This is a genomic window from Bacillus sp. FSL W8-0629 (assembly GCF_038593225.1).
Taxonomy (GTDB): Bacteria; Bacillota; Bacilli; order Bacillales; family Bacillaceae; genus Bacillus; species Bacillus altitudinis.
This window is the reverse complement of record NZ_CP151975.1, coordinates 859,371-878,112: the sequence shown is the minus strand read 5'-3', so window position 1 is coordinate 878,112 and position 18,742 is coordinate 859,371. Positions and strand designations below refer to the sequence as shown.

The 18,742-nt window shown below is 41.6% G+C and carries 17 protein-coding genes, 1 pseudogene and 2 CRISPR repeat arrays; of the genes and pseudogenes, 2 read left to right on the top strand and 16 right to left on the bottom strand.

Translation table 11 applies throughout. The features are described from left to right. Positions 1 to 15 precede the first annotated feature (15 nt). The 9 genes and pseudogenes from NSQ17_RS04375 to fabL form a co-directional block, all read right to left on the bottom strand. Positions 16 to 1,017: an ABC transporter permease gene (locus tag NSQ17_RS04375; protein ID WP_007496737.1), complete on the bottom strand. Its 1,002-nt coding sequence runs from the start codon at positions 1,015 to 1,017 to the stop codon at positions 16 to 18. A gap of 61 nt (positions 1,018 to 1,078) precedes the next feature. Further along, complete coding sequence (locus tag NSQ17_RS04370; protein ID WP_342467897.1) at positions 1,079 to 2,665, bottom strand: ABC transporter substrate-binding protein; 1,587 nt, start codon at positions 2,663 to 2,665, stop codon at positions 1,079 to 1,081. Next, positions 2,640 to 3,617, bottom strand: coding sequence for an ABC transporter ATP-binding protein (locus NSQ17_RS04365; protein ID WP_342467896.1), 978 nt, complete (start codon positions 3,615 to 3,617; stop codon positions 2,640 to 2,642). The genes NSQ17_RS04370 and NSQ17_RS04365 overlap by 26 nt, the downstream gene beginning before the upstream one ends. Then, positions 3,586 to 4,608, bottom strand: a complete 1,023-nt coding sequence (locus tag NSQ17_RS04360; RefSeq protein ID WP_019743186.1) for an ABC transporter ATP-binding protein — start codon at positions 4,606 to 4,608, stop codon at positions 3,586 to 3,588. The genes NSQ17_RS04365 and NSQ17_RS04360 overlap by 32 nt, the downstream gene beginning before the upstream one ends. Before the next feature lie 112 nt (positions 4,609 to 4,720). Continuing rightward, positions 4,721 to 6,463: an ABC transporter ATP-binding protein gene (locus tag NSQ17_RS04355; RefSeq protein WP_008341950.1), complete on the bottom strand. Its 1,743-nt coding sequence runs from the start codon at positions 6,461 to 6,463 to the stop codon at positions 4,721 to 4,723. Between the two features lie 95 nt (positions 6,464 to 6,558). Further along, the gene (locus tag NSQ17_RS04350) at positions 6,559 to 7,089 is read right to left on the bottom strand and encodes a DUF402 domain-containing protein (RefSeq protein ID WP_008341956.1); all 531 of its coding nucleotides are present in this window, start codon (positions 7,087 to 7,089) and stop codon (positions 6,559 to 6,561) included. A gap of 147 nt (positions 7,090 to 7,236) precedes the next feature. Next, a complete protein-coding gene (locus NSQ17_RS04345) occupies positions 7,237 to 7,497 on the bottom strand; it encodes a YgaB family protein (RefSeq protein ID WP_206116094.1) in 261 nt (86 codons plus the stop codon). Positions 7,498 to 7,671: 174 nt separating this feature from the next. Then, a pseudogene (locus NSQ17_RS04340) lies at positions 7,672 to 7,821 on the bottom strand (gamma-type small acid-soluble spore protein); the annotation flags it as partial. A gap of 75 nt (positions 7,822 to 7,896) precedes the next feature. Beyond that, positions 7,897 to 8,649, bottom strand: a complete 753-nt coding sequence (gene fabL / locus NSQ17_RS04335; RefSeq protein ID WP_007496726.1) for an enoyl-[acyl-carrier-protein] reductase FabL — start codon at positions 8,647 to 8,649, stop codon at positions 7,897 to 7,899. Positions 8,650 to 8,730: 81 nt separating this feature from the next. Here fabL and NSQ17_RS04330 point away from each other — a divergent pair, with 81 nt between their 5' ends. Further along, positions 8,731 to 8,955 (top strand): hypothetical protein, encoded by a 225-nt coding sequence (locus NSQ17_RS04330; protein WP_008341962.1) that lies wholly within the window; start codon positions 8,731 to 8,733, stop codon positions 8,953 to 8,955. Here the strand turns inward: NSQ17_RS04330 and mutY are convergent. Then, positions 8,942 to 10,042: an A/G-specific adenine glycosylase gene (mutY, locus tag NSQ17_RS04325; RefSeq protein ID WP_039167932.1), complete on the bottom strand. Its 1,101-nt coding sequence runs from the start codon at positions 10,040 to 10,042 to the stop codon at positions 8,942 to 8,944. The two genes, NSQ17_RS04330 and mutY, sit on opposite strands and share 14 nt — an antisense overlap. Positions 10,043 to 10,233: 191 nt before the next feature. Between mutY and NSQ17_RS04320 the strand changes: the two genes are divergently transcribed. Then, a complete protein-coding gene (locus NSQ17_RS04320) occupies positions 10,234 to 11,214 on the top strand; it encodes a metal-dependent hydrolase (protein WP_041090769.1) in 981 nt (326 codons plus the stop codon). Positions 11,215 to 11,350: 136 nt separating this feature from the next. Then, positions 11,351 to 11,581: direct repeats of the CRISPR family, unit length 20 nt; unit sequence ATTTCAATCCACGCACTCAT. Between the two features lie 288 nt (positions 11,582 to 11,869). Then, positions 11,870 to 12,231: direct repeats of the CRISPR family, unit length 32 nt; unit sequence ATTTCAATCCACGCACTCATATAGAGTGCGAC. A gap of 174 nt (positions 12,232 to 12,405) precedes the next feature. On the opposite strand, the gene cmr6 is transcribed toward NSQ17_RS04320, so the two are convergent. From cmr6 to cmr1, 6 genes are read right to left on the bottom strand one after another with little or no spacing between them, the layout of a single operon-like run. After that, positions 12,406 to 13,182: a type III-B CRISPR module RAMP protein Cmr6 gene (gene cmr6 / locus NSQ17_RS04315; protein WP_342467895.1), complete on the bottom strand. Its 777-nt coding sequence runs from the start codon at positions 13,180 to 13,182 to the stop codon at positions 12,406 to 12,408. Then, a complete protein-coding gene (gene cmr5, locus NSQ17_RS04310; protein WP_041106375.1) occupies positions 13,179 to 13,547 on the bottom strand; it encodes a type III-B CRISPR module-associated protein Cmr5 in 369 nt (122 codons plus the stop codon). The genes cmr6 and cmr5 overlap by 4 nt, the downstream gene beginning before the upstream one ends. Then, on the bottom strand, positions 13,544 to 14,416 hold the full coding sequence (gene cmr4, locus NSQ17_RS04305) for a type III-B CRISPR module RAMP protein Cmr4 (protein ID WP_342467894.1): 873 nt from the start codon (positions 14,414 to 14,416) through the stop codon (positions 13,544 to 13,546). The genes cmr5 and cmr4 overlap by 4 nt, the downstream gene beginning before the upstream one ends. Before the next feature lie 10 nt (positions 14,417 to 14,426). Continuing rightward, positions 14,427 to 15,659 (bottom strand): type III-B CRISPR module-associated protein Cmr3, encoded by a 1,233-nt coding sequence (cmr3, locus tag NSQ17_RS04300; protein ID WP_342467893.1) that lies wholly within the window; start codon positions 15,657 to 15,659, stop codon positions 14,427 to 14,429. Next, positions 15,652 to 17,463 carry a type III-B CRISPR-associated protein Cas10/Cmr2 gene (gene cas10, locus NSQ17_RS04295; RefSeq protein WP_342467892.1) on the bottom strand — a complete coding sequence of 604 codons (1,812 nt, stop codon included), beginning with the start codon at positions 17,461 to 17,463 and terminating at the stop codon, positions 15,652 to 15,654. Before cas10 ends, cmr3 begins: the two co-directional genes overlap by 8 nt. Beyond that, positions 17,454 to 18,740, bottom strand: a complete 1,287-nt coding sequence (gene cmr1 / locus NSQ17_RS04290) for a type III-B CRISPR module RAMP protein Cmr1 (protein ID WP_342467891.1) — start codon at positions 18,738 to 18,740, stop codon at positions 17,454 to 17,456. Before cmr1 ends, cas10 begins: the two co-directional genes overlap by 10 nt. Between the last annotated feature and the right edge of the window lie 2 nt (positions 18,741 to 18,742).

The following is an 18,742-nucleotide window of genomic DNA, read 5'->3' as shown; positions in this document are numbered from 1 at the left end:
GTCACTCTCCCTTCTCTAGTATTTAATCCTCGGATCAATGACTGCATACAAGATATCCACAATGAAATTGATCAGCACAAATATGAGCGCAACAACAAGAATGCCAGTTTGAATAACAGGATAATCACGATAGCTAATTGCATCGTAAATATACCGCCCAATTCCCGGCCAAGCAAAGATCGTTTCTGTTAAAATGGCTCCGCCTAGCAAGAGACCTGTTTGAAGACCAATAATCGTTAAAATCGGAATAAGCGCATTTTTCAGCCCATGCTGATAAATGATGAAAAATGAACGTACCCCTTTTGCTTTTGCTGTTCGAATAAAATCTGAATGAAGAACTTCTAGCATACTTGCCCTCGTAATCCTTGCAATAATCGCAGCAGGAATCGTTGCGAGAGCGGTACTTGGTAAAATTAAATGCTTGATGCTGTCAAAGAATTGATCAAATCGCCCTTGCAAAAGCGTGTCCAGCGTATGAATATAGGTGATCGACTCTACCGGATTTCTGACGTTTTCTCGTCCTGTTGTCGGCAAAATACCTAATTCAATCGAGAATAGCCACTGTCCCATTAAGCCTAACCAGAAAATTGGCATGGACACCCCAATGAGCGCAATAAACATGGCCACATAATCAAAGAAAGAATGTTTAAACCATGCACTAATGATTCCGGCATTCACACCGACAATAATCGCCAGCAACATAGCGAAGAAAGTCAATTCTAATGTAGCGAATAAGTAAGGCTTCATTTCCTGGGCAATAGCCGCTCCTGTTCGTATGGAAGTCCCTAGATCACCTTTTAAAAGCCCCAGCATGTAGTGACCATATTGTACGTACCACGGCTGGTCTAAACCAAGCTGAATCGTCAATTGCTCTACTGCTTCTTTCGTTGCCCGCTGTCCTAAGATGACCTGCGCCGGATTTCCAGGGATAAACCGAATAATAGAAAATACAACTAAGGTCATTCCGATCAGTACTGGAATGAGCATTCCTGCTCGCTTCATACAATAAGCAAACAAACAGCTTTCACCGCCTTTTCATTGTTTGGATAAGGGAGATCGAACGATCTCCCTTATTTGCTTATTCGAAATATACGTCAGTCAATGCTTCGGAACCAGTCGGATGCGGCTGGTAGCCTTTTAAATCTTTAGATGCGGCAAGCATTGGAATTGAATGGACTAATGGGATCCAAGGCGCTTCATCATGAATGATTTCTTGAGCTTCTTGATATAATTCATTTCGCTTCTTTTGATCCGTATCGGTCTGCGCTTCAATGAGGATGTCATGCATTTTATCGTTTTGGAAGAATGTATAGTTGTTACCGCCAATACTGTCTTTATCTAATAATGTATAGATGAAATTATCAGGATCGCCATTGTCCCCTGTCCATCCTAATAAGAACACATCTGCTTCGCCTTTACTTGCTTTATCTAAATAAGTCGCCCAATCATATGTGACGATTTCGGCTTTGACACCAACTTTTTCAAAGTTTGACTGAATGACTTCAGCTACCTTCATCCCGTCTGACATATATGGACGCGGCACAGGCATTGCCCAAAGCTTGATACGAAAACCGTCAGGGAAGCCTGCCTCTTTCAATAGTTCTTTTGCTTTTTCCGGATCATATGGATATGGCTCAATCTCGTCATTGTAGCCTTCTAATGACGGAGGAAGTGGATTTTTTGCTGGTTCAGCAAGTCCTCCATAAAACGACTCGATGATTGATTCTTTATCAACTGCATAATTGAGTGCCTGACGAACCAACTTGTTATCAAGCGGCTTTCTAGTCACTGTCAGCCCGATATAACCTACGTTCATGGATGGTCTTTCAATCAGCTGGAGCGCTTTGTCTGTTTTAATGCCATCTAAATCGGACGGATTGACGCCATCCATTAAGTCGATTTCGCCTGTTTTAAGCGCATTTAAACGAGCAGAGTTTTCAGGAATAGAGCGGAAGATGATTTGTTTCAGTTTTGGTTTATCTTTTTGCCAGTAATCTTCGTTCTTTTCTAAGACAATACGGTCGTTCTGCTTCCATTCTTTAAACTTAAATGGTCCTGTGCCCACTGGGTTTTCTCTAAATGAATCACCGCTTTTTTCAACTGCTGCAGGACTAGCGATACCAAATGGTGACATGGCGATGTTTTTCAGAAATGTTGCTTGCGGGCGTTTGAGTTGAAATTCAATTTCATGCTCTCCTTTAACGATGATGTCTTTAATGACATGCCCTTTATCTTTTTTATAGCCGCCAAACATGCCGTAGTAAGGAAATTTTTCGGCATCTCCATTCATCCAGCGGTCAAAGTTGAATTTCACTGCTTCTGCATTAAAATCTGTGCCATCGTGAAATTTCACACCTTCTCTTAAGTAGAACGTGTACGATTTTCCGTCCTTTGCAACATCCCATTCTGTTGCGAGGCCCGGATGGATGGTCGTGTCTTTTTCACCGTAATTCAAAAGCTTTTCAAACATATTCTCTGTAACCTTGAAGGTTTCGCCTTCTGTTGTTGTAATCGGATCAAGTGACGTAGAGTCCCCTCCTCTGCCGAATACGAGAGTGTCTTTGGTGGCTTTTTCTTCTGATGTTGATGAAGATGAACAGCCCCCTAAAAATAACGCAAGTGCTAGCACAAGAATGAAACTACTGAATAACCATGTCTTCTTCATTGTGTTCCTCCTTTTGATATAAATAGCACGCAGCTGCATGGCCTGTTTCCTCCTCATACAAAGGCGGAACATCTTGCAAGCATTGCGCCCACCTTTTTGGACATCTTTTATAGAAAGGACAGCCATCTTCTGACACCAGGTTGGATTCTTCCGCTGACACATCCTGCGTTTCCAGCACGTGATCCATATGTGGAATGGATTTCAGAAGAAGCGATGTATAAGGATGAAGCGGCTTGTGAAATACGTCCTCCGCAGGACCCATTTCTACAATACGGCCAGCGTACATCACTGCAATTCGGTCGCTCATATACTTGACAACGCCTAGATCGTGAGAAACAAACAAGTACGTCAGAGAAAGCGTCTTTTGCAATTCGAGCATTAAATTCAATATTTGCGCTTGAACCGATACATCTAAAGCGGAAACTGGCTCATCGGCAATCACAAGACTTGGATGAGTAATCAGCGCCCTAGCAATTCCAATACGCTGCCTCTGACCGCCGCTGAATTGGTGCGCATAACGGTCTCCATAGGATGGGTCAAACCCAACAATGTGCAGCATCTCTTTTACCCGCTTTTGTCTTTCTGCTTTTGTTCCATGTTTATGAACAATGAGCGGTTCTTCTAAAATGTCTTTGATTTTCATTCGTGGATTTAAGGAAGCGTATGGATCTTGGAAAATCATTTGAATGTCTTTTCTGAAGGAACGCATGTCTCGTTCTTTCAGAAGCGTCACTTCTTTTCCTTTCATTTGGATTGAGCCAGAAGTCGGTTCGATTAATCTCATTAAGCTTTTGCCAAGGGTTGATTTCCCGCAGCCAGATTCGCCCACAATGCCGAGCGTCTCCCCTTCTTTCACGTGAAAGGACACTTGATTTAAAGCCAAAGTCGTCTGTTTGTGTTTAGAAAAAAATGCCGATGTGTCATAACGCTTCGTCAGTTGATTCACTTGCAACAGTGGGTGATTCAGTGTCTTCTCCTCCTTCCATTAGAAAACATGCGACGCGGTGATTGTGTGAAATGGATTGTAAAGATGGGTCTTTTTCAAGACATTGCGTCATTTGATATGGACAGCGTGGTGCAAATTGACAGCCGGACCGAATAGCTCCTGGCTTAGGTACATGACCCGCAATAGACATGAGTTTTTCTTTTTTCTCTTTAAATGATGGAACAGAGGCGAAAAGACCTTTCGTGTAGGGATGGAGAGGTTTTTGGAAAATACGGTCAACGGTTCCTTCTTCTACGATTCGACCGGCATACATAATCATGACACGCTGGCATATTTGCCGCACGACGCCTAAATCATGAGTAATAAATAATATAGCGGTGTCCATCTCTTCATTTAACTTTTTGAGCAAACGAAGAATTTGTGCTTGGATGGTGACATCAAGTGCAGTCGTTGGTTCATCTGCAATCATGAGCTTTGGGTGACACAGCATCGCCATCGCAATCATCACACGCTGACGCATGCCGCCCGAAAGTTCATGTGGATATTTTTTGAGTAATGACGCTGCTTGTTTCAGGCCAACCGTTTGAAGCAAATCTACCGCCTTCACTTTTGCTTCTTTTTGGCTGATAGTCTGATGTGTGAAAAGGGCTTCTGTCATTTGCTTGCCGATGGTCATGAGTGGATTGAGAGAAGTCATGGGTTCCTGGAAAATCATTGAGATGTCATTCCCTCTGACCTCTCGCCATTGTTTCTCCGACAGTGACAGCAGGTTTTGACCTTCAAATTGTATGTGACCTGTTGTTTCTGTTTGGTGATTCAGCCCCATTAAAGACATCGATGTGATGCTTTTCCCGCAGCCAGATTCGCCCACAATACCTAAGGTTTCTCCTTTTTGAATAGAGAATGAGATGTCATGGACGATCGGCACTCTCTGCTTTTTTTGCTGAAAGGCAATAGACAGCTGTTTGACATCTAGCAATACTTCTTGTTCTTTCACATCTTCACCATCCCGTCATACTTTTTAAAATTGTATTGAGACAAGCTGGGAAATATGTCATGTTTTTGACAAGCATAAAAAAGCCTATCCGCTAGAATCGGATAGGCTTCTACTAATTTAATGTTTGAATGGTAAATAGATGACGATAGTGGCTGTCTCGGTTCATTAATTCTTCATGTGTTCCTTTTTCCACAATCTCGCCTTGTTCCATGACCACAATGAGGTCCGCATGTGTAATCGTTGATAAACGGTGCGCAACAATAAAAGTTGTGCGATCTTTTGCCAGCTTTTGCATCGCTTCTTGAATGTAATGTTCACTTTCTAAATCAAGTGCAGACGTCGCTTCGTCTAAAATAAGCAGCGGTGGATTTTTAAGAAATACCCTCGCAATTGAAATTCGTTGTTTTTGACCGCCTGATAGCTTTACGCCACGTTCTCCTACCTTTGTGTCATATCCTTCAGGAAGAGACATGATGAACTCATGGGCATTAGCCGCTTTGGCCGCCGACACAATTTTCTCAAAGGATGCTTCCGGGTCTCCCACAGCGATATTTTCTTTAATGGTGTCACTGAATAAGAACGTATCTTGGAGCACCATCCCGACTTGATTCCGGAGGCTTCTTGCCTTGTACTCTTTAATATCAATGCCGTCAATTTCAAGTGATCCGCTTGTGACATCATAAAATCTTGGAATTAAACTGACGAGTGTCGACTTCCCTCCGCCGCTCATTCCTACAAGCGCAACGGTTTGACCTTTTTCTACTTTCAAGGAGATATTGTGTAAAATCTCTTCCTGTGTATGTTCGTAACGGAACGACACATCTTTAAATTCTACCTCTCCTTTTAAGTGATTGGCTTCTTTTGCATTCGGCTTGTCTGTTACTTCATACGGTTCATCAATAAACTCAAAAATACGATCCATTGATGCTACTGACTGAGTTAAAGTCGTCGATGAGTTAATGAGACGACGAATCGGGTTGTACATCCGGTCAATGTAGCCGACGAAGGCAATCATTGTCCCAATTGAAAGCGACCCGTTAATGACGGTATAGCCAGCAAAAGCAATAATGAGCAGCGGCGCAATGTCTGTGATCGTATTGACGACGGCGAATGTTTTGGCATTCCAATTCGTATGATTGATCGCTTTGTTTAAGAAATTTTTATTTTCATCGTGAAAATTCTCTTGTTCGTATTCTTCAATCGCAAAGCTGCGAATGACAGGCATTCCTTGTACTCGCTCATGCAGGTGCCCTTGTACCTCAGCCAGTGCCTGCGACCGCTCTTTTGTCAGCTTGCGAAGCCGTCCGTAAAAATACTTCACTGCTAACGCATACAGCGGAAAAATAATGACAGACACAATGGTGAGTTTAAGATCCAGTGTACACATAATGGCTATCACAATCAGGACGGTCATCAAATCAAGCCAAATGTTCATAAGCCCTGTGATGACAAATTCCTTCGTTTGCTCCACATCGTTGATGACCCTTGAAATAATTTCCCCTGTTCTCGTGTTGGCGTAATAACGAAGGCTTAGCTTTTGAATGTGCGAGAACAGTTTTTCCCGAATATCAAATAATACTTTACTGCCTGTCCACTGCGCATAGTATTGTCTGTAGTACTCAACAGGCGGTCTCATCACTAAAAATAATACAAGCATGATTCCCATAATAATAAAGAGAGTGGATGTTTTTTCTTCAGCCGATCCAGAGCCTTGAATCACATCATCAATGACATACTTTAAAAGCAGAGGCAATGTTAAGGGAATCGAGAACTTAATCATTCCGATCACCATTGTCAATGCAATCTGTTTTTTATACGGTGTTACAAAAGCCATGTAACGTTTTATGACCCCCATGTAAATCTCCTTCCCAATCTATCAGTGCCTCTTATCCGTACGCAATCAAAAACCTGTTGGCTTTGAAAAGCCAAACAGGTTTTAGCTGCTGTTACTTATTTTGTATAACGCAAAAAACGTTCATACCACATATCCACAAATTCTGGAGCAAACGGTCCCTTCCGCTGGTGAATCCAATGCAGTAATGTATTTAGATGCTCTCGTAAGATACTATCGATTTCTTTTGGATAATTCATCTGCCTCTTATGATCTGCATATTCATCCTCATCCAAAATATTATACGTCATGTCCGGAAAGACTTTGACATCTAAGTCGTAATCAATATACTTAATCGCCTCTTCATCTGTCGCAAAAGGAGAGCTGATGTTGCAGTAATAATACACCCCATCATCTCGAAGCATCCCAATGACATTAAACCATTGTTTTGCATGAAAATAGCAAATAGCCGGTTCTCTTGTCATCCATGTTCGGCCATCGGATTCAGTCACCATTGTTCGATCGTTTGCACCAATGATACACAATTCCGTTGCTTTCAGAATGGTGGTTTCATTCCAAATCCTGTGGATCAAGCCATTATGTTTATAGCTTTGAATTTGGATGGTTTCTCCTTCCTTGGGATAGCCCATATTTTCTCCCCTACTTTCTATAACAAACAAACCTAACAGTCCAAAGACCTAATTTCCCAACTAAACATGTCTCTATTATATTATACCGTTACATCATTAAAAAATGAAATGAAAAAGCCATTCAACCCAATTGAACGGCACACTCTTTTACATCACGGTTGAGCTCTTCTCCATTTGTTTATACGAATTGATGACTTGTTTAGTCTGTTTTGTAAATAGTGTTTGGACTTTTTGCAGTTCCTCTCGTTTCTGTTTGATTTGATCATGAAGCTTATGCCGCTCTTCCTTTTTTTCACCTTGCAGCAATCGTTTTTCTGTCTCTAGGTACAGATCGAGTTCTCCTTGTACATCGAGCAGCTGATCCATAAGCTGCATTTGTTCTCTGACAAGCTGATCGAAATCAGACATCTAACTCCTCCCTTTCATTCGTATCGACTTTTTGTATCTATACCATTTCTTGAAAGAAGGAAGAAGTCCTTTGACTGTTTATGTAGAGGTTTTACAGGTTTTGTCGGATGGTGGGGAGAGGCAAAAAGAAAAGCACTTCATTCGTAGATGAAGTGCTTCCTTTTGTTTCAGTGATTAGCTGTTTTGTTGTTTGTTTTGCTCAGCTTTTTGGTTGTATTTTTTTACGTGCTGTGCGTCAGTCTCGCTAGCAAATTCAGTGCCATATTGACCACCTTGTGCAGCAGCTTGGTTTTGTTTTTTCACTTGTTGTGCGTTTGTTTTGTTTTGTTGTTTATCCATCATTATCACCTCCACGCACATTAATTTGTGCAGAAGGTGTACATCTTATTCATGATTTTTTTAAACAAGCAAAGAACGTCCGCCATCGACGATAATCGTCTGTCCTCTAATCATATCTGCTTTGCCTGATACAAGGAATTCTACACTGTCGACCATGTCTTTAATTTCCACCATACGGCCTGCTGGTGTATTTTTCTTAGCATCTTCTAATAGCTCTTCACGATTTGGGAAGTGCTTGAGTGCATCTGTATCGATGGCGCCGCCTGATACGGCATTCACGACGATATTTTTTTGTGACAGCTCAACGGATAGGTAGCGTGTCAAAGCTTCTAGTGCTGCTTTAGATACACCAACCACCGTGTAGTTTTCAAGGTAGCGGATAGAGCCTAGTGAGCTAATGCTGACGATATGTCCGCCGCCGTTTTTCTCCATTAATTTGGCTGCTTCTTGTCCGCAGAATAACAAGGCTTTCGCATTGATATTCATGGTCCAGTCCCAATGATTTTCTTCAAGATCCATGATTGGGCGCTGAACGCCAGATGCCGCATTGTTCACAAATACGTCTAAACGGCCAAACGTTTCGTCAATTTGCTGGAACATGTCTTTGATTTTCTCTGGCTGACCAACGTTGGCTTTGACAACTAATGTTTTAACACCCATCGCTTCAATTTCTTCAGCTGTTTCAAGTGCTGCTTTTTTGCTTCTTGCATAGTTAATGACAATGTCATATCCTTTTTCAGCCAGGCGAAGGGCTACTTCTTTCCCGACACCTCTACTGCTGCCTGTAATTAGTGCACATTTACGCTTGTTCATTATGGTTCATCTCCTGATTTGAATAGTTTTCGTCCATTCGCTTCACACTAATAGGAAAGTTCCTATTAGGAGGTTACATTCATGTATGTCGGACGCGATTTAAGCCAGCTTGGCATGATGTCAAAGGATCAATGGAAAGATACTGAGCTTGCTTTTTTTCATCATGCTTTCCAACAAATTTTACCTTATTTAAACGAAGAAGGGCAATCTAAGTATCGAGAAATCATTTCTGAAATTGAAAACCGCGGGGGTCTGCACCGAAATGAAGCCGATTATACCCATGGTACAACGGTTAAATATGACTAGGCTGTTCAAGTGCCATCTTCCATATTTTTTGATGTGAGACTGGCAAAGCATATGCCTCAAATTCTTCTGTTGTGACTTTTTTCAGCATCGTGTCATCAGATACAGAGGTCACACGTCCAAAGAAAACAGAAATATTCCAGATGAGGTGGGTAAATACATGTTGAATGGTGCCTTCTAAATCACCAAGTTCTGCTTGTACACCCGCTTCCTCTTTTAAGAAATCAATCAGCTGCTCTTTTTCCGTTTTTCTTCCCTTCATTGTTTCCATGTTTGGGAACTCCCATAAATTCGCAAGCAGACCTGTACTTGGACGCTTATGAATATAGAGGTGGCCTGCATCATCAAATAACACCACCGCTGCCATTGATTTCGCAGTCGGCTTTTTCTTTTTACTTTTCACCGGCAGCTCATGCTGAACGCCTTCCTCAAGTGCCGAGCAATGCATGTTTACAGGACAAATGAGGCATGCAGGAGAGGTTGGGGTGCAAATAAGCGCACCTAGCTCCATTAGCCCTTGATTGAATTCTGACGGCTTTTCCCGGGAAATGAGCTGATCAACCGCAAATTCGAAAATGTTTCTCGTTTTTGGTTTTGCAATATCATCCCATATGGACAAGATACGGGAAATGACCCTCATCACGTTGCCGTCTACCGCAGGGTATGGCTTGTTATAGGCGATACTCAGCACTGCGCCGCTCGTATATGGGCCTACACCTTTCAGCTTTGAAAATTGTTCTTTCGTATCAGGAACAACGCCCCCGTAGGATTCATAGACTTCTTTCACAGCTGCCTGTAAATTACGCACTCGTGAGTAGTAGCCAAGACCTTCCCATGCTTTCATGACCTTTTCTTCATCAGCTAAAGCAAGATCCTTCACCGTCGGGAATTGCTCCATAAACCGATTGAAGTACGGAATGACCGTATCCACTCTCGTTTGCTGGAGCATCACTTCTGATACCCAGACGCGGTATGGATCTTGATTTTCACGCCATGGAAGTGTACGTTGTTCTTTTTCATACCAATCGATTAAATCATGCTGAAAGCCCGCAATATCTTTGCGGTCCAGCTTTTCTTGAATGTCTTTCATATCTATACTCCTTCTCATTGGACCGAGGGCTAACGTTCTGAAAAGAACCTTATTTGTTGTATACTGTTTGTAGATACGTTAACATGTTACATTAAATCGGGATAAAGCAAAAGTGATTTTGCACATAGTCTTGATGAGAGACGTATACTTTGTATGATTGTTCCTAAGCATGACAACTAGGAGGTAATCAATTGGATACTGGTACTCATGTAGTAATGGGCATTTCTCTTGGGGGACTTGCGCTTTTAGATCCAGCCGTCAGCGCAGATCCACACATGGCACACGCCGTGATGATCGCGACCATCGCCGGCTCCCAAGCACCAGACATTGATACTGTGCTAAAACTAAAAAATAATGCAGTTTATATAAGAAATCACCGGGGATTTACTCATTCCATTCCGGCTGTACTGTTTTGGTCATTGCTAATTCCGGCTGTGATTTTCCCATTTGTGCCGGGGGCAAATTTACTTCACCTTTGGTTATGGACACTATTAGCCGTCGTGCTTCATGTGTTTGTCGATATTTTCAATGCTTACGGCACGCAGGCCATTCGTCCATTTTCAAAGAAATGGGTAGCGCTTGGGATCATTAACACGTTTGATCCGTTTATCTTTTTTACACATCTTGTCGCCATTGTCGTATGGGGGATTGGCGGGCATCCCGGCTATACGTTCATTACGCTGTATGCCGTGATTTTCTGTTACTATATCGTCAGGGTCATCATGCAGCTTCAGATTAAACGCCAGCTGCGTGCACGATTCGATGAGATTGAAGACATTATTATTTCGCCTACAATGAAGTTCAGACAATGGCGCATTGCCGTGAAATGTAAATCCTCTTTCCATGTTGGACGCAGTATGAATGGTGAGATCATCATTTTAGACACCTTTAACCGTGTGCCGGTCCCTGATACTGAGATTATGAAAATTGCCAAACAGGATGAAAACATTTCAGCCTTTCTCTCCTTCTCCCCTGTCTACCGGTGGGAAGTGGATAAATACAAGGATCATTATGAGGTACGGTTCATTGATTTGCGCTACCGCAGCAAAGGTCACTATCCTTTTGTCGCGATCTGCCATATCGACATGGACCACCAAATCAAAAATTCCTATACCGGCTGGATTTTCAGTGAAGAAAAACTGCAAAAAAAATTAAGACTCGGCTCTGTGTGAGCGAGTCTTTTTTTGTTGTGTAGAGCTTGGATTTAGGGGGATAGATATTTGAATGTATGTAATTCGCAGAAACTGTGAACTATGCACTTATGTTGAGTGCGACACCAGGCTTTCCTGTCTTTTCCCACCATTCACCATTTCAATCCAAGCACTCATGTAGAGTGCGACGGCATTAAATTTGGAGGAGGATGATTAGCATGACTATTTCAATCCACGCACTCATGTAGAGTGCGACGCGAAGAGACAGAGAGACTCCAAGAAAATGCAAATTTCAATCCACGCACTCATATAGAGTGCGACTCGAATTTAGATATCGTTTACTACGCAATTCCATTATTTCAATCCACGCACTCATATAGAGTGCGACTGCGATTTTCGCCCTAATTATAACATTTTTTAGGGAATGATCGTCAAAACCCAAGTTTCTATATAGAATTTTGTTTTCCCCTCTAAATAATATACATTTTTTCTCATTTTATTGAATGAAACGGTACGAATATTTCAGGGATTTTATGTTCACCTCACATTCGCACCGACTTTTTCTTAGTATGAAATCTATTGAAACTTGTTCATCATACTTCTTTATATTTCAGCAACAATTGAATTCAATTAGATTCATGACTACTGAGGCAGGAGGCAGAGTTAGTTTTCGCAATTATTAATCCATCCACTAATGTAGAGTGCGACGATAGTCATGACTGGAAAACCTTTAAGAAGATAGAATTTCAATCCACGCACTCATGTAGAGTGCGACTAACCGAGTCTTTATGCTTGTCATGAGCTACAGATTTCAATCCACGCACTCATATAGAGTGCGACAAGATCGACTTGAAGCCTCAAAATTCTTTGAAGAATTTCAATCCACGCACTCATATAGAGTGCGACAACAAATCAAGGCGGCGGGATATGCTACCGATCCATTTCAATCCACGCACTCATATAGAGTGCGACACTCAGGTAATACCAATATGTCAACAGTTTTCTAATTTCAATCCACGCACTCATATAGAGTGCGACTGCGATTTCCGCCCTAATTATAACATTTTTTAGGAAATGATCATCAAAATCCTCAAGTTTCTATATAGAATTTTGTTTTCCTCCCTAAAAATATACATTATTTACCATTTTTGTCGAATGAAACGGTGCGAATGTTCCAGGGATTTTATGTTCACCTCACATTCGCACCATGGCTTAAGAAATGACGTCGTCCATTTTAAGTCTTCCATAACCCGCATTTGTTTTAGCACCGATTCCTTCGTGTTCTAAAGCGCCTAGTAAGATGGTTTTGGCGAGTTCGAGCCATTCCGATTCTTCTGGTAGATTCTTTTTTGTTTTCAATAGAAGTTGAAAGCGGCCGTTGACCACCGTTAAGAAATGAATAGGTGTTGGTGAGTCATCGTCTCGAGGGGCTGGAACACTTCCCCCTTTGTTTATCTTATCTAGCTTGACGCTGTTGTAGTCTGAATGATGTGGTGTCATCACATCTACTTTGAATGCTTCTCCTACCGTCTCAGGCATCATGAGCGCATCATGAAATTCGATGATGCCAGCACGTTCGTTTGTTCCAAACAATGTGTTGTAATCACTACCACCTTGTTTTAGTTCTGGAAAGTTTTCACCTAATACAGAGTGGGCATAATGAGAGGCTACGCCTTTTAAAGCTGTTCCTGGTAAATAAGGAACGCCGTATATCGGGTGTAATAACAATCCCGTTTCAAGCACACCCTCTCCTCCATGTCCAATGACTAACGGCGATATGGATTTGACTAAGCATGTGGGGTTCGTATCGGTATAATATCGCTCCAAAAATTTTTCATACAATAAGCGATTTTTTCCCCATTGTTTTCGATGTAGACTAATCACATTTTCATAAAATGACTGCTTTTTCGAACTGTCCTTTATGATGTTCGACAATGCAGAACCATCAATCTCCCATTTGCTTTTGTTTAAGGTTAATGACAGATTCATTGGATGTCCTCCACATTTTCCGCCCCTTGTTCCACCTTTAAAATAGATTCCGCATATCTTTTTAACCAAACAGATGCACTTAAAGCTTGTCTTGATTTGATTAAGTAATTTCGATTAGAAGCTGACCAATCTCCTTGTATATCTAGTGTTTCTTTTATATCCTGAACGAATTGTTGATAAGCATTTCCTTTTTTTGATTTTGCTTCAAAAAATGTAATGGTGAGCCTTAATCCATTTGTTAAGATCATTGAGGCGAATCTGTGACAGAGTTGTCCATATTGATTTGAGAAATTCTCCTCATTCGTTTTGGCATTCATCACATGTTGATACGCTTTCTCAGCATAATGATGTTGAATGAGTTTCATGATCTCTCCCCTCCTGTCATACGCCAGGATACTCTTCCTTTACCTACGTTTGTGTTTCCACCTAATTGAAGATACATCTGTTTTTCTAGTTGATTTAAAAGTTGGTGTCTAACAGATAAATCATTTCTTCCATCGACACGATCACACCACATGAGCCCATAAAATATGGCTTCTGCTGGTACATACTCTTCATACCAGAGAGCTCCTTTACTAACTGTTTGGGTTTCATGATCAATTCTAATACGAGGTGTCACTTCAGAATTCATAGTGACAATGTATTGAAAAACGTCATCACTTACAATCACAAATCGTTCTATCCAAAGAGTTTGTGATTGTTTATCGTCGAATAAAAGTTTGGCCATCTGTTCAGCAAAATCGGTTAGTTGTTGAGATTTTTTTGCAGCCCCTTGAAATTCACCTAGATATAATTCGTCATTCTCTACTAATTTAGAATTCATGGTGACTAGCGTGCTTGATTCTTCTATGAGATCAGGGATATCCAGCGATACACCTAATGCTTTTGCATCACGGGCTAATCTTTTCAATATGAGTGGACTTGCCACATATCCAAATGTACCGTATCTACTCGCCACCGGGAATGAAAATAACCGGCCATCTGTCATGACGACTGCTCCTGCGCTTCCATCTTGATCTCCTTGTGTACCAAATACTTTTTGTACGAATGTGTCTTGTCCTTTCGCGCGATAATGCTCACGCTGCACGCCTTTGATACTGCTTCCAGGTATAATCGGCCATTCTGTTACTTTTTCTCGTTGAATAGGCATATCAATCACGCCAATTCCTTCACCCGCTCCAATATGGAGGGGGGATAAACAATGTATCCAAAACCAACGGCTTGCTTCCATCATCTCACTCCTCTTATTCATTCGGCTTCCATGTTCCCCAAAGTGCTAACCCGCAGCCATCTTCACGATCAAACGCTTCTTTACGCCGGTTACGATCAGATACTGATTGAAGCCACATTTTTTCGGCCAGTTCTGCTGGATCTCCTTCTTCTACTGTAAAGAAGTAAACACTACCTGCGGGGACTAAGCGTCGTATTGCTTTTTCACGCCCTTTGTCTTTATTCGCTAAACTCCATCCAGAAATTGGCTGCCAATGTGGAACAGAGGCCCAAACCAATTTCAGTCGTACATTTGTATCAAATAGTGGTTTTGACATGAGCTGTTCATCCAGCCATCCGGGCTGCCATCCTTTACTGAAATAAGCAGGTGTCGCCAATATCATGCGAACATACGGCTTGTTTTTGAGCGATTCTTTAATAGGATCCGGACATGTCCAATCTTGTTGGTATACATGTGGCCGGTCTTCTATATGAGCCAGCCGCCGTTCACCACCGATTGGGTGAATGCCTGAGAAAGGCTTTAATTCTTCTGACTCTTCAGTAGATAAATCTATTCCTGCCTCCAATTTAAAGTCATCTGGGAATAAGAGCGATTCAGTTGAAAATAGATGCTGATCTTTTGCTCTTTTACTGCCAGTTTCCACCTCAATTTGTGTTCGTTCCTGACGCTGTAATGCTGGAATAAATGCAGGTGGTGCATCATTTTTGAACGAATGATTTTCCTTCTGCAAGTGTTGGTATTCAGTCAAGGCTTCCTTCACCTGACTCTCATCCACTGCGTCTGTCAGCCAGTTCACCATCCACTTTAGTGATACAAAAGCAGGCGGCGATTTCATTTTTTTACGAGCACCAGCTCCAATTGGCGGCCATAATGCCTCACTAAAACGGCCTGTTTTTCCTGTACCAAAAAAGCCCTGGCCTTTCGACATCATTGGCTTCGGTCTCACTTGATACATGCCATACTCATCATCGAATAACTCAAGGTCATGAGGCATTGGAACATATAAATGATCATGCCAGCGATATAAAGGACCTCGCACAAGAGATTTCGCATAATAAGAAAGTGGCGTCGTGTGTTTTATTGATTGTCGTTTCTTCGCTAGAGCTGTACGAAGTGTTCCTGCGACCACACTCGGCGGAACATCGTTTAATGAACGCGCCCTTATACCCGGTACACTTTGAAATGGGCGTGCATCACGAATAAGCAGCGGATCAAGCGGTTGAATGTGAAACCATCTTTCAGGCATGTCCACTTACCTCCTCTAGTTGAAGAGCAATGATCATACATTCAGCGATTGTATGTAATTCTTCTAATGTATTCTTCTTCGGTATATACTTCGCAATCAATTGATCGATCCACTCTTTCGTTTCTTGCTCTGTTTTTGCTTCCGTTTTCTTTTTGAATGCAAGACGTCTTATCTCTAGTGGAATGAGTTCATCTAAAATTGCTGGCTGTTTTTTAAATGGAGACTGTTCGTATGTTTGATACAACTCTCGTAAGCCATATGCAAAGCCAGTCGTGAAATAAGACTGTTTTAACCACGTCGTCATCTCTTGGATAGAGTCCACTGGATCTATTTGAAATGAGACTGAGATATTCATTGTGTCTCCTCCGCCTCGCTTTTGGAAATGAATCGCTAATGAATTTCGCTCTTGTTTTGCATATTGTTCAGCCTGACGTGCCATACTTCTTACTTCTTCAAGAGGCTCAAGCATATGAACAATGGCGATGCCAATTGAAATCGAAGGAGGTGTCTCACTATGTTGATGAGCCTTCATCGTTGAAACAAATTCTCTTTGTAATTTCCCAGCTGCTTCTAAGCATTTGTGAACCGGTACATAAGCCATGACATCATCTCCACCGCCATAGATCAATGTACCTTCACATTTGGAAATAATCCCACGAGCCTTTGAAGCAAAAGTTGAGAGCGTTTTAGAAAATGCAATATGGCTTTCTACATGCTGTATATTTCGTAGTTGGCTGCCCATCTTATCTCCATCCGCCATGAGAAAGGCATAGTAAGGTGAAGGTGCTGGTGGTTTAACCGGCTGGCCATGATGCTTGCTGTATTCACCTTTGAAATATTTTTCAAGCAGCTGTGTGATATCATTTTTCGCTTCTGTTCGTGTGGTCCCGACAAGTCCACATTGTTCAAGATAATCTTCTATTCTTCTTTCATAAAAAAGCGATGCCTCACTCAAAACAATAGGAGCTACTGTTAGATTCATATTCTCAAGATACATTTCTACATCTTTCACATATTGAGTGGCAGCTTTCTTCATCTGTTCATTTTCTTCCAACATGTTTTGATAGGGAGCAAATGCTTTATCGCAGACTGATGGAAATGTCATACTCGGGTGCTTATGTAAGGACAATCGTTTGATCACTGAAATCGCATCTAATGATTCATGTTCACCAATTCCCCATTTTGCTAATTGCGCCACTTGCTGTGGTGTTTTTTGCTTTTGGAAAACTGATTCCCGGCCACCATCAAGTGATGATTTTGGTTCACCGAATAACGCCCCTGGCTCATTTTGTTTAAAATCTCTTAAAGTCTTCCTTGCAGCCATTAAACCTTCGACTTCTTGAAGAGCCATATGATATGGACTTGCGGACGCATTTGCCGCTTCCTCTTGAGTTTGCATCTCAGTCCACACAGCATAAAATTCTATTAAATCATCTACTTGTCGATTCCATGTGCCTATTTGAATATAAGGATCCACAATCCCTCTTACGAAGTCTGCGTATTCCTTCCATTTGTTATATATTGCTTTTTTTACTTGTCTTGCAACGGATGAAGGTTGTTCGTGTGAAATTCCTCCCAATATTTTGTTTGGTGCGTTGTTTGTTTTTGCAGAGGATTCGTTGAACACAGGGAAAATAAGCGTTCCACCCAGTTCTTGAAATTTCTTCGCACCTGCTTTACTTAATTCAGATAGAAGAAAAGAGCCAAACCATAAATCACGCGTCCGCCTTGCTTGCGCAATAAATTCTTGAACAGGCCCTATCGAAAATAGCATTAATGTTTGTTTTTGTGATTCTACTGACAAAATGTTTGCACCTCCTTGCTATGTAAAAAAGCTTGAATCGCCGATGAGTGCGTACGGCCACTCTCGTCTTGTAATGGGTTGTTTGAGTAGGTGGCTGTTGGATAGATACTTTGTTCATCTGTCACATCGGGCAAAGGCTTTCTGTCCCCTAAAAGCGATAAAGCTTCGATCTTTGGTTGCTGCAACACCATCACCATGCCCACTGATTCCTTTTGATTAATAGCTAACGGTTTTAAGATGAGTGGTGAAGCCAAACGATCCTTTCCTTTAGGTGGGAGCGTTACAGGATCTGGATCTTTCCCACTATCTTTAGGAGCAAATCGGAACTGAATAGGCAAACCAAATTGAGCTCTAGGAAATGCTTGATATTTAAATGGTTTCTCTTTTGGATAAGGGATGTGATGACCTGATTTAGCCTTACCTGTTAACAGACGAATAGTATCTGCTTCCGGCCAGCAACTTCTTCCCCTTTTTTTGTACGGGTTTGATCTTCTTCGAAATGTTTCATATGTCTGAATGACGGATTGCCAGCATGAGATCATAGATGATGGAAATCCCTGTACTTTGAATTCACGACTAAGCGTCGGCCATGCTCGACTTGATGCTGGCAATTGAATGTCATATTCTAAAAGCTTTTGCTCAAACCATTTTTCCAATTGGCTTTTTGTCCTCTTGTTGTGTGGTGAAAATTGCTTGCAATATAAACTGCCACACCCACGTCTCGTTCTTGACCCAAGCCCACCGAAGTTGATCCAAGCCCATAATGCTGCTTCAACTTCTTTTTTGATTAACTCAAAATCGGTTGTTTTTTTAGATAACCGGATATTTAAAGAAAATTGCGCCTTCATGAGGTATGGTGTTTCATCTTTCATATTTGAAAGAACATACCGTGGAAAAGGATGATTTTTCTTTTTTAAAAATACTTTTGAATTTCTTTTCACTTCGTCTGTTTCATAATGGGTTACCACTTGAATCTGGCTCGCTTGTTCTGTATGACCAAATATCTCTGCTTCTCTTTTAGATAATTCATTCGCATTTTTGCAGGCAGCTCCTCGAGTTGCACGCCACCAGAAACGAAGATGACCACGAATTGCACTTTCTCGAATCGGTCTGTCTTGATCAATTGAGTTTGATTGGGGCCCTCCCCCAAACATTGGCGTAACCAAATGAATAGTAAGCGGCTCTTTAAAAAGTTTTTGGTCTTCATGAATGTTTGTGTCGATCGCATGTTTCACATCATGCCAATTCGTTTTGGGTTTTCTAGATTCCCTTGTCATGT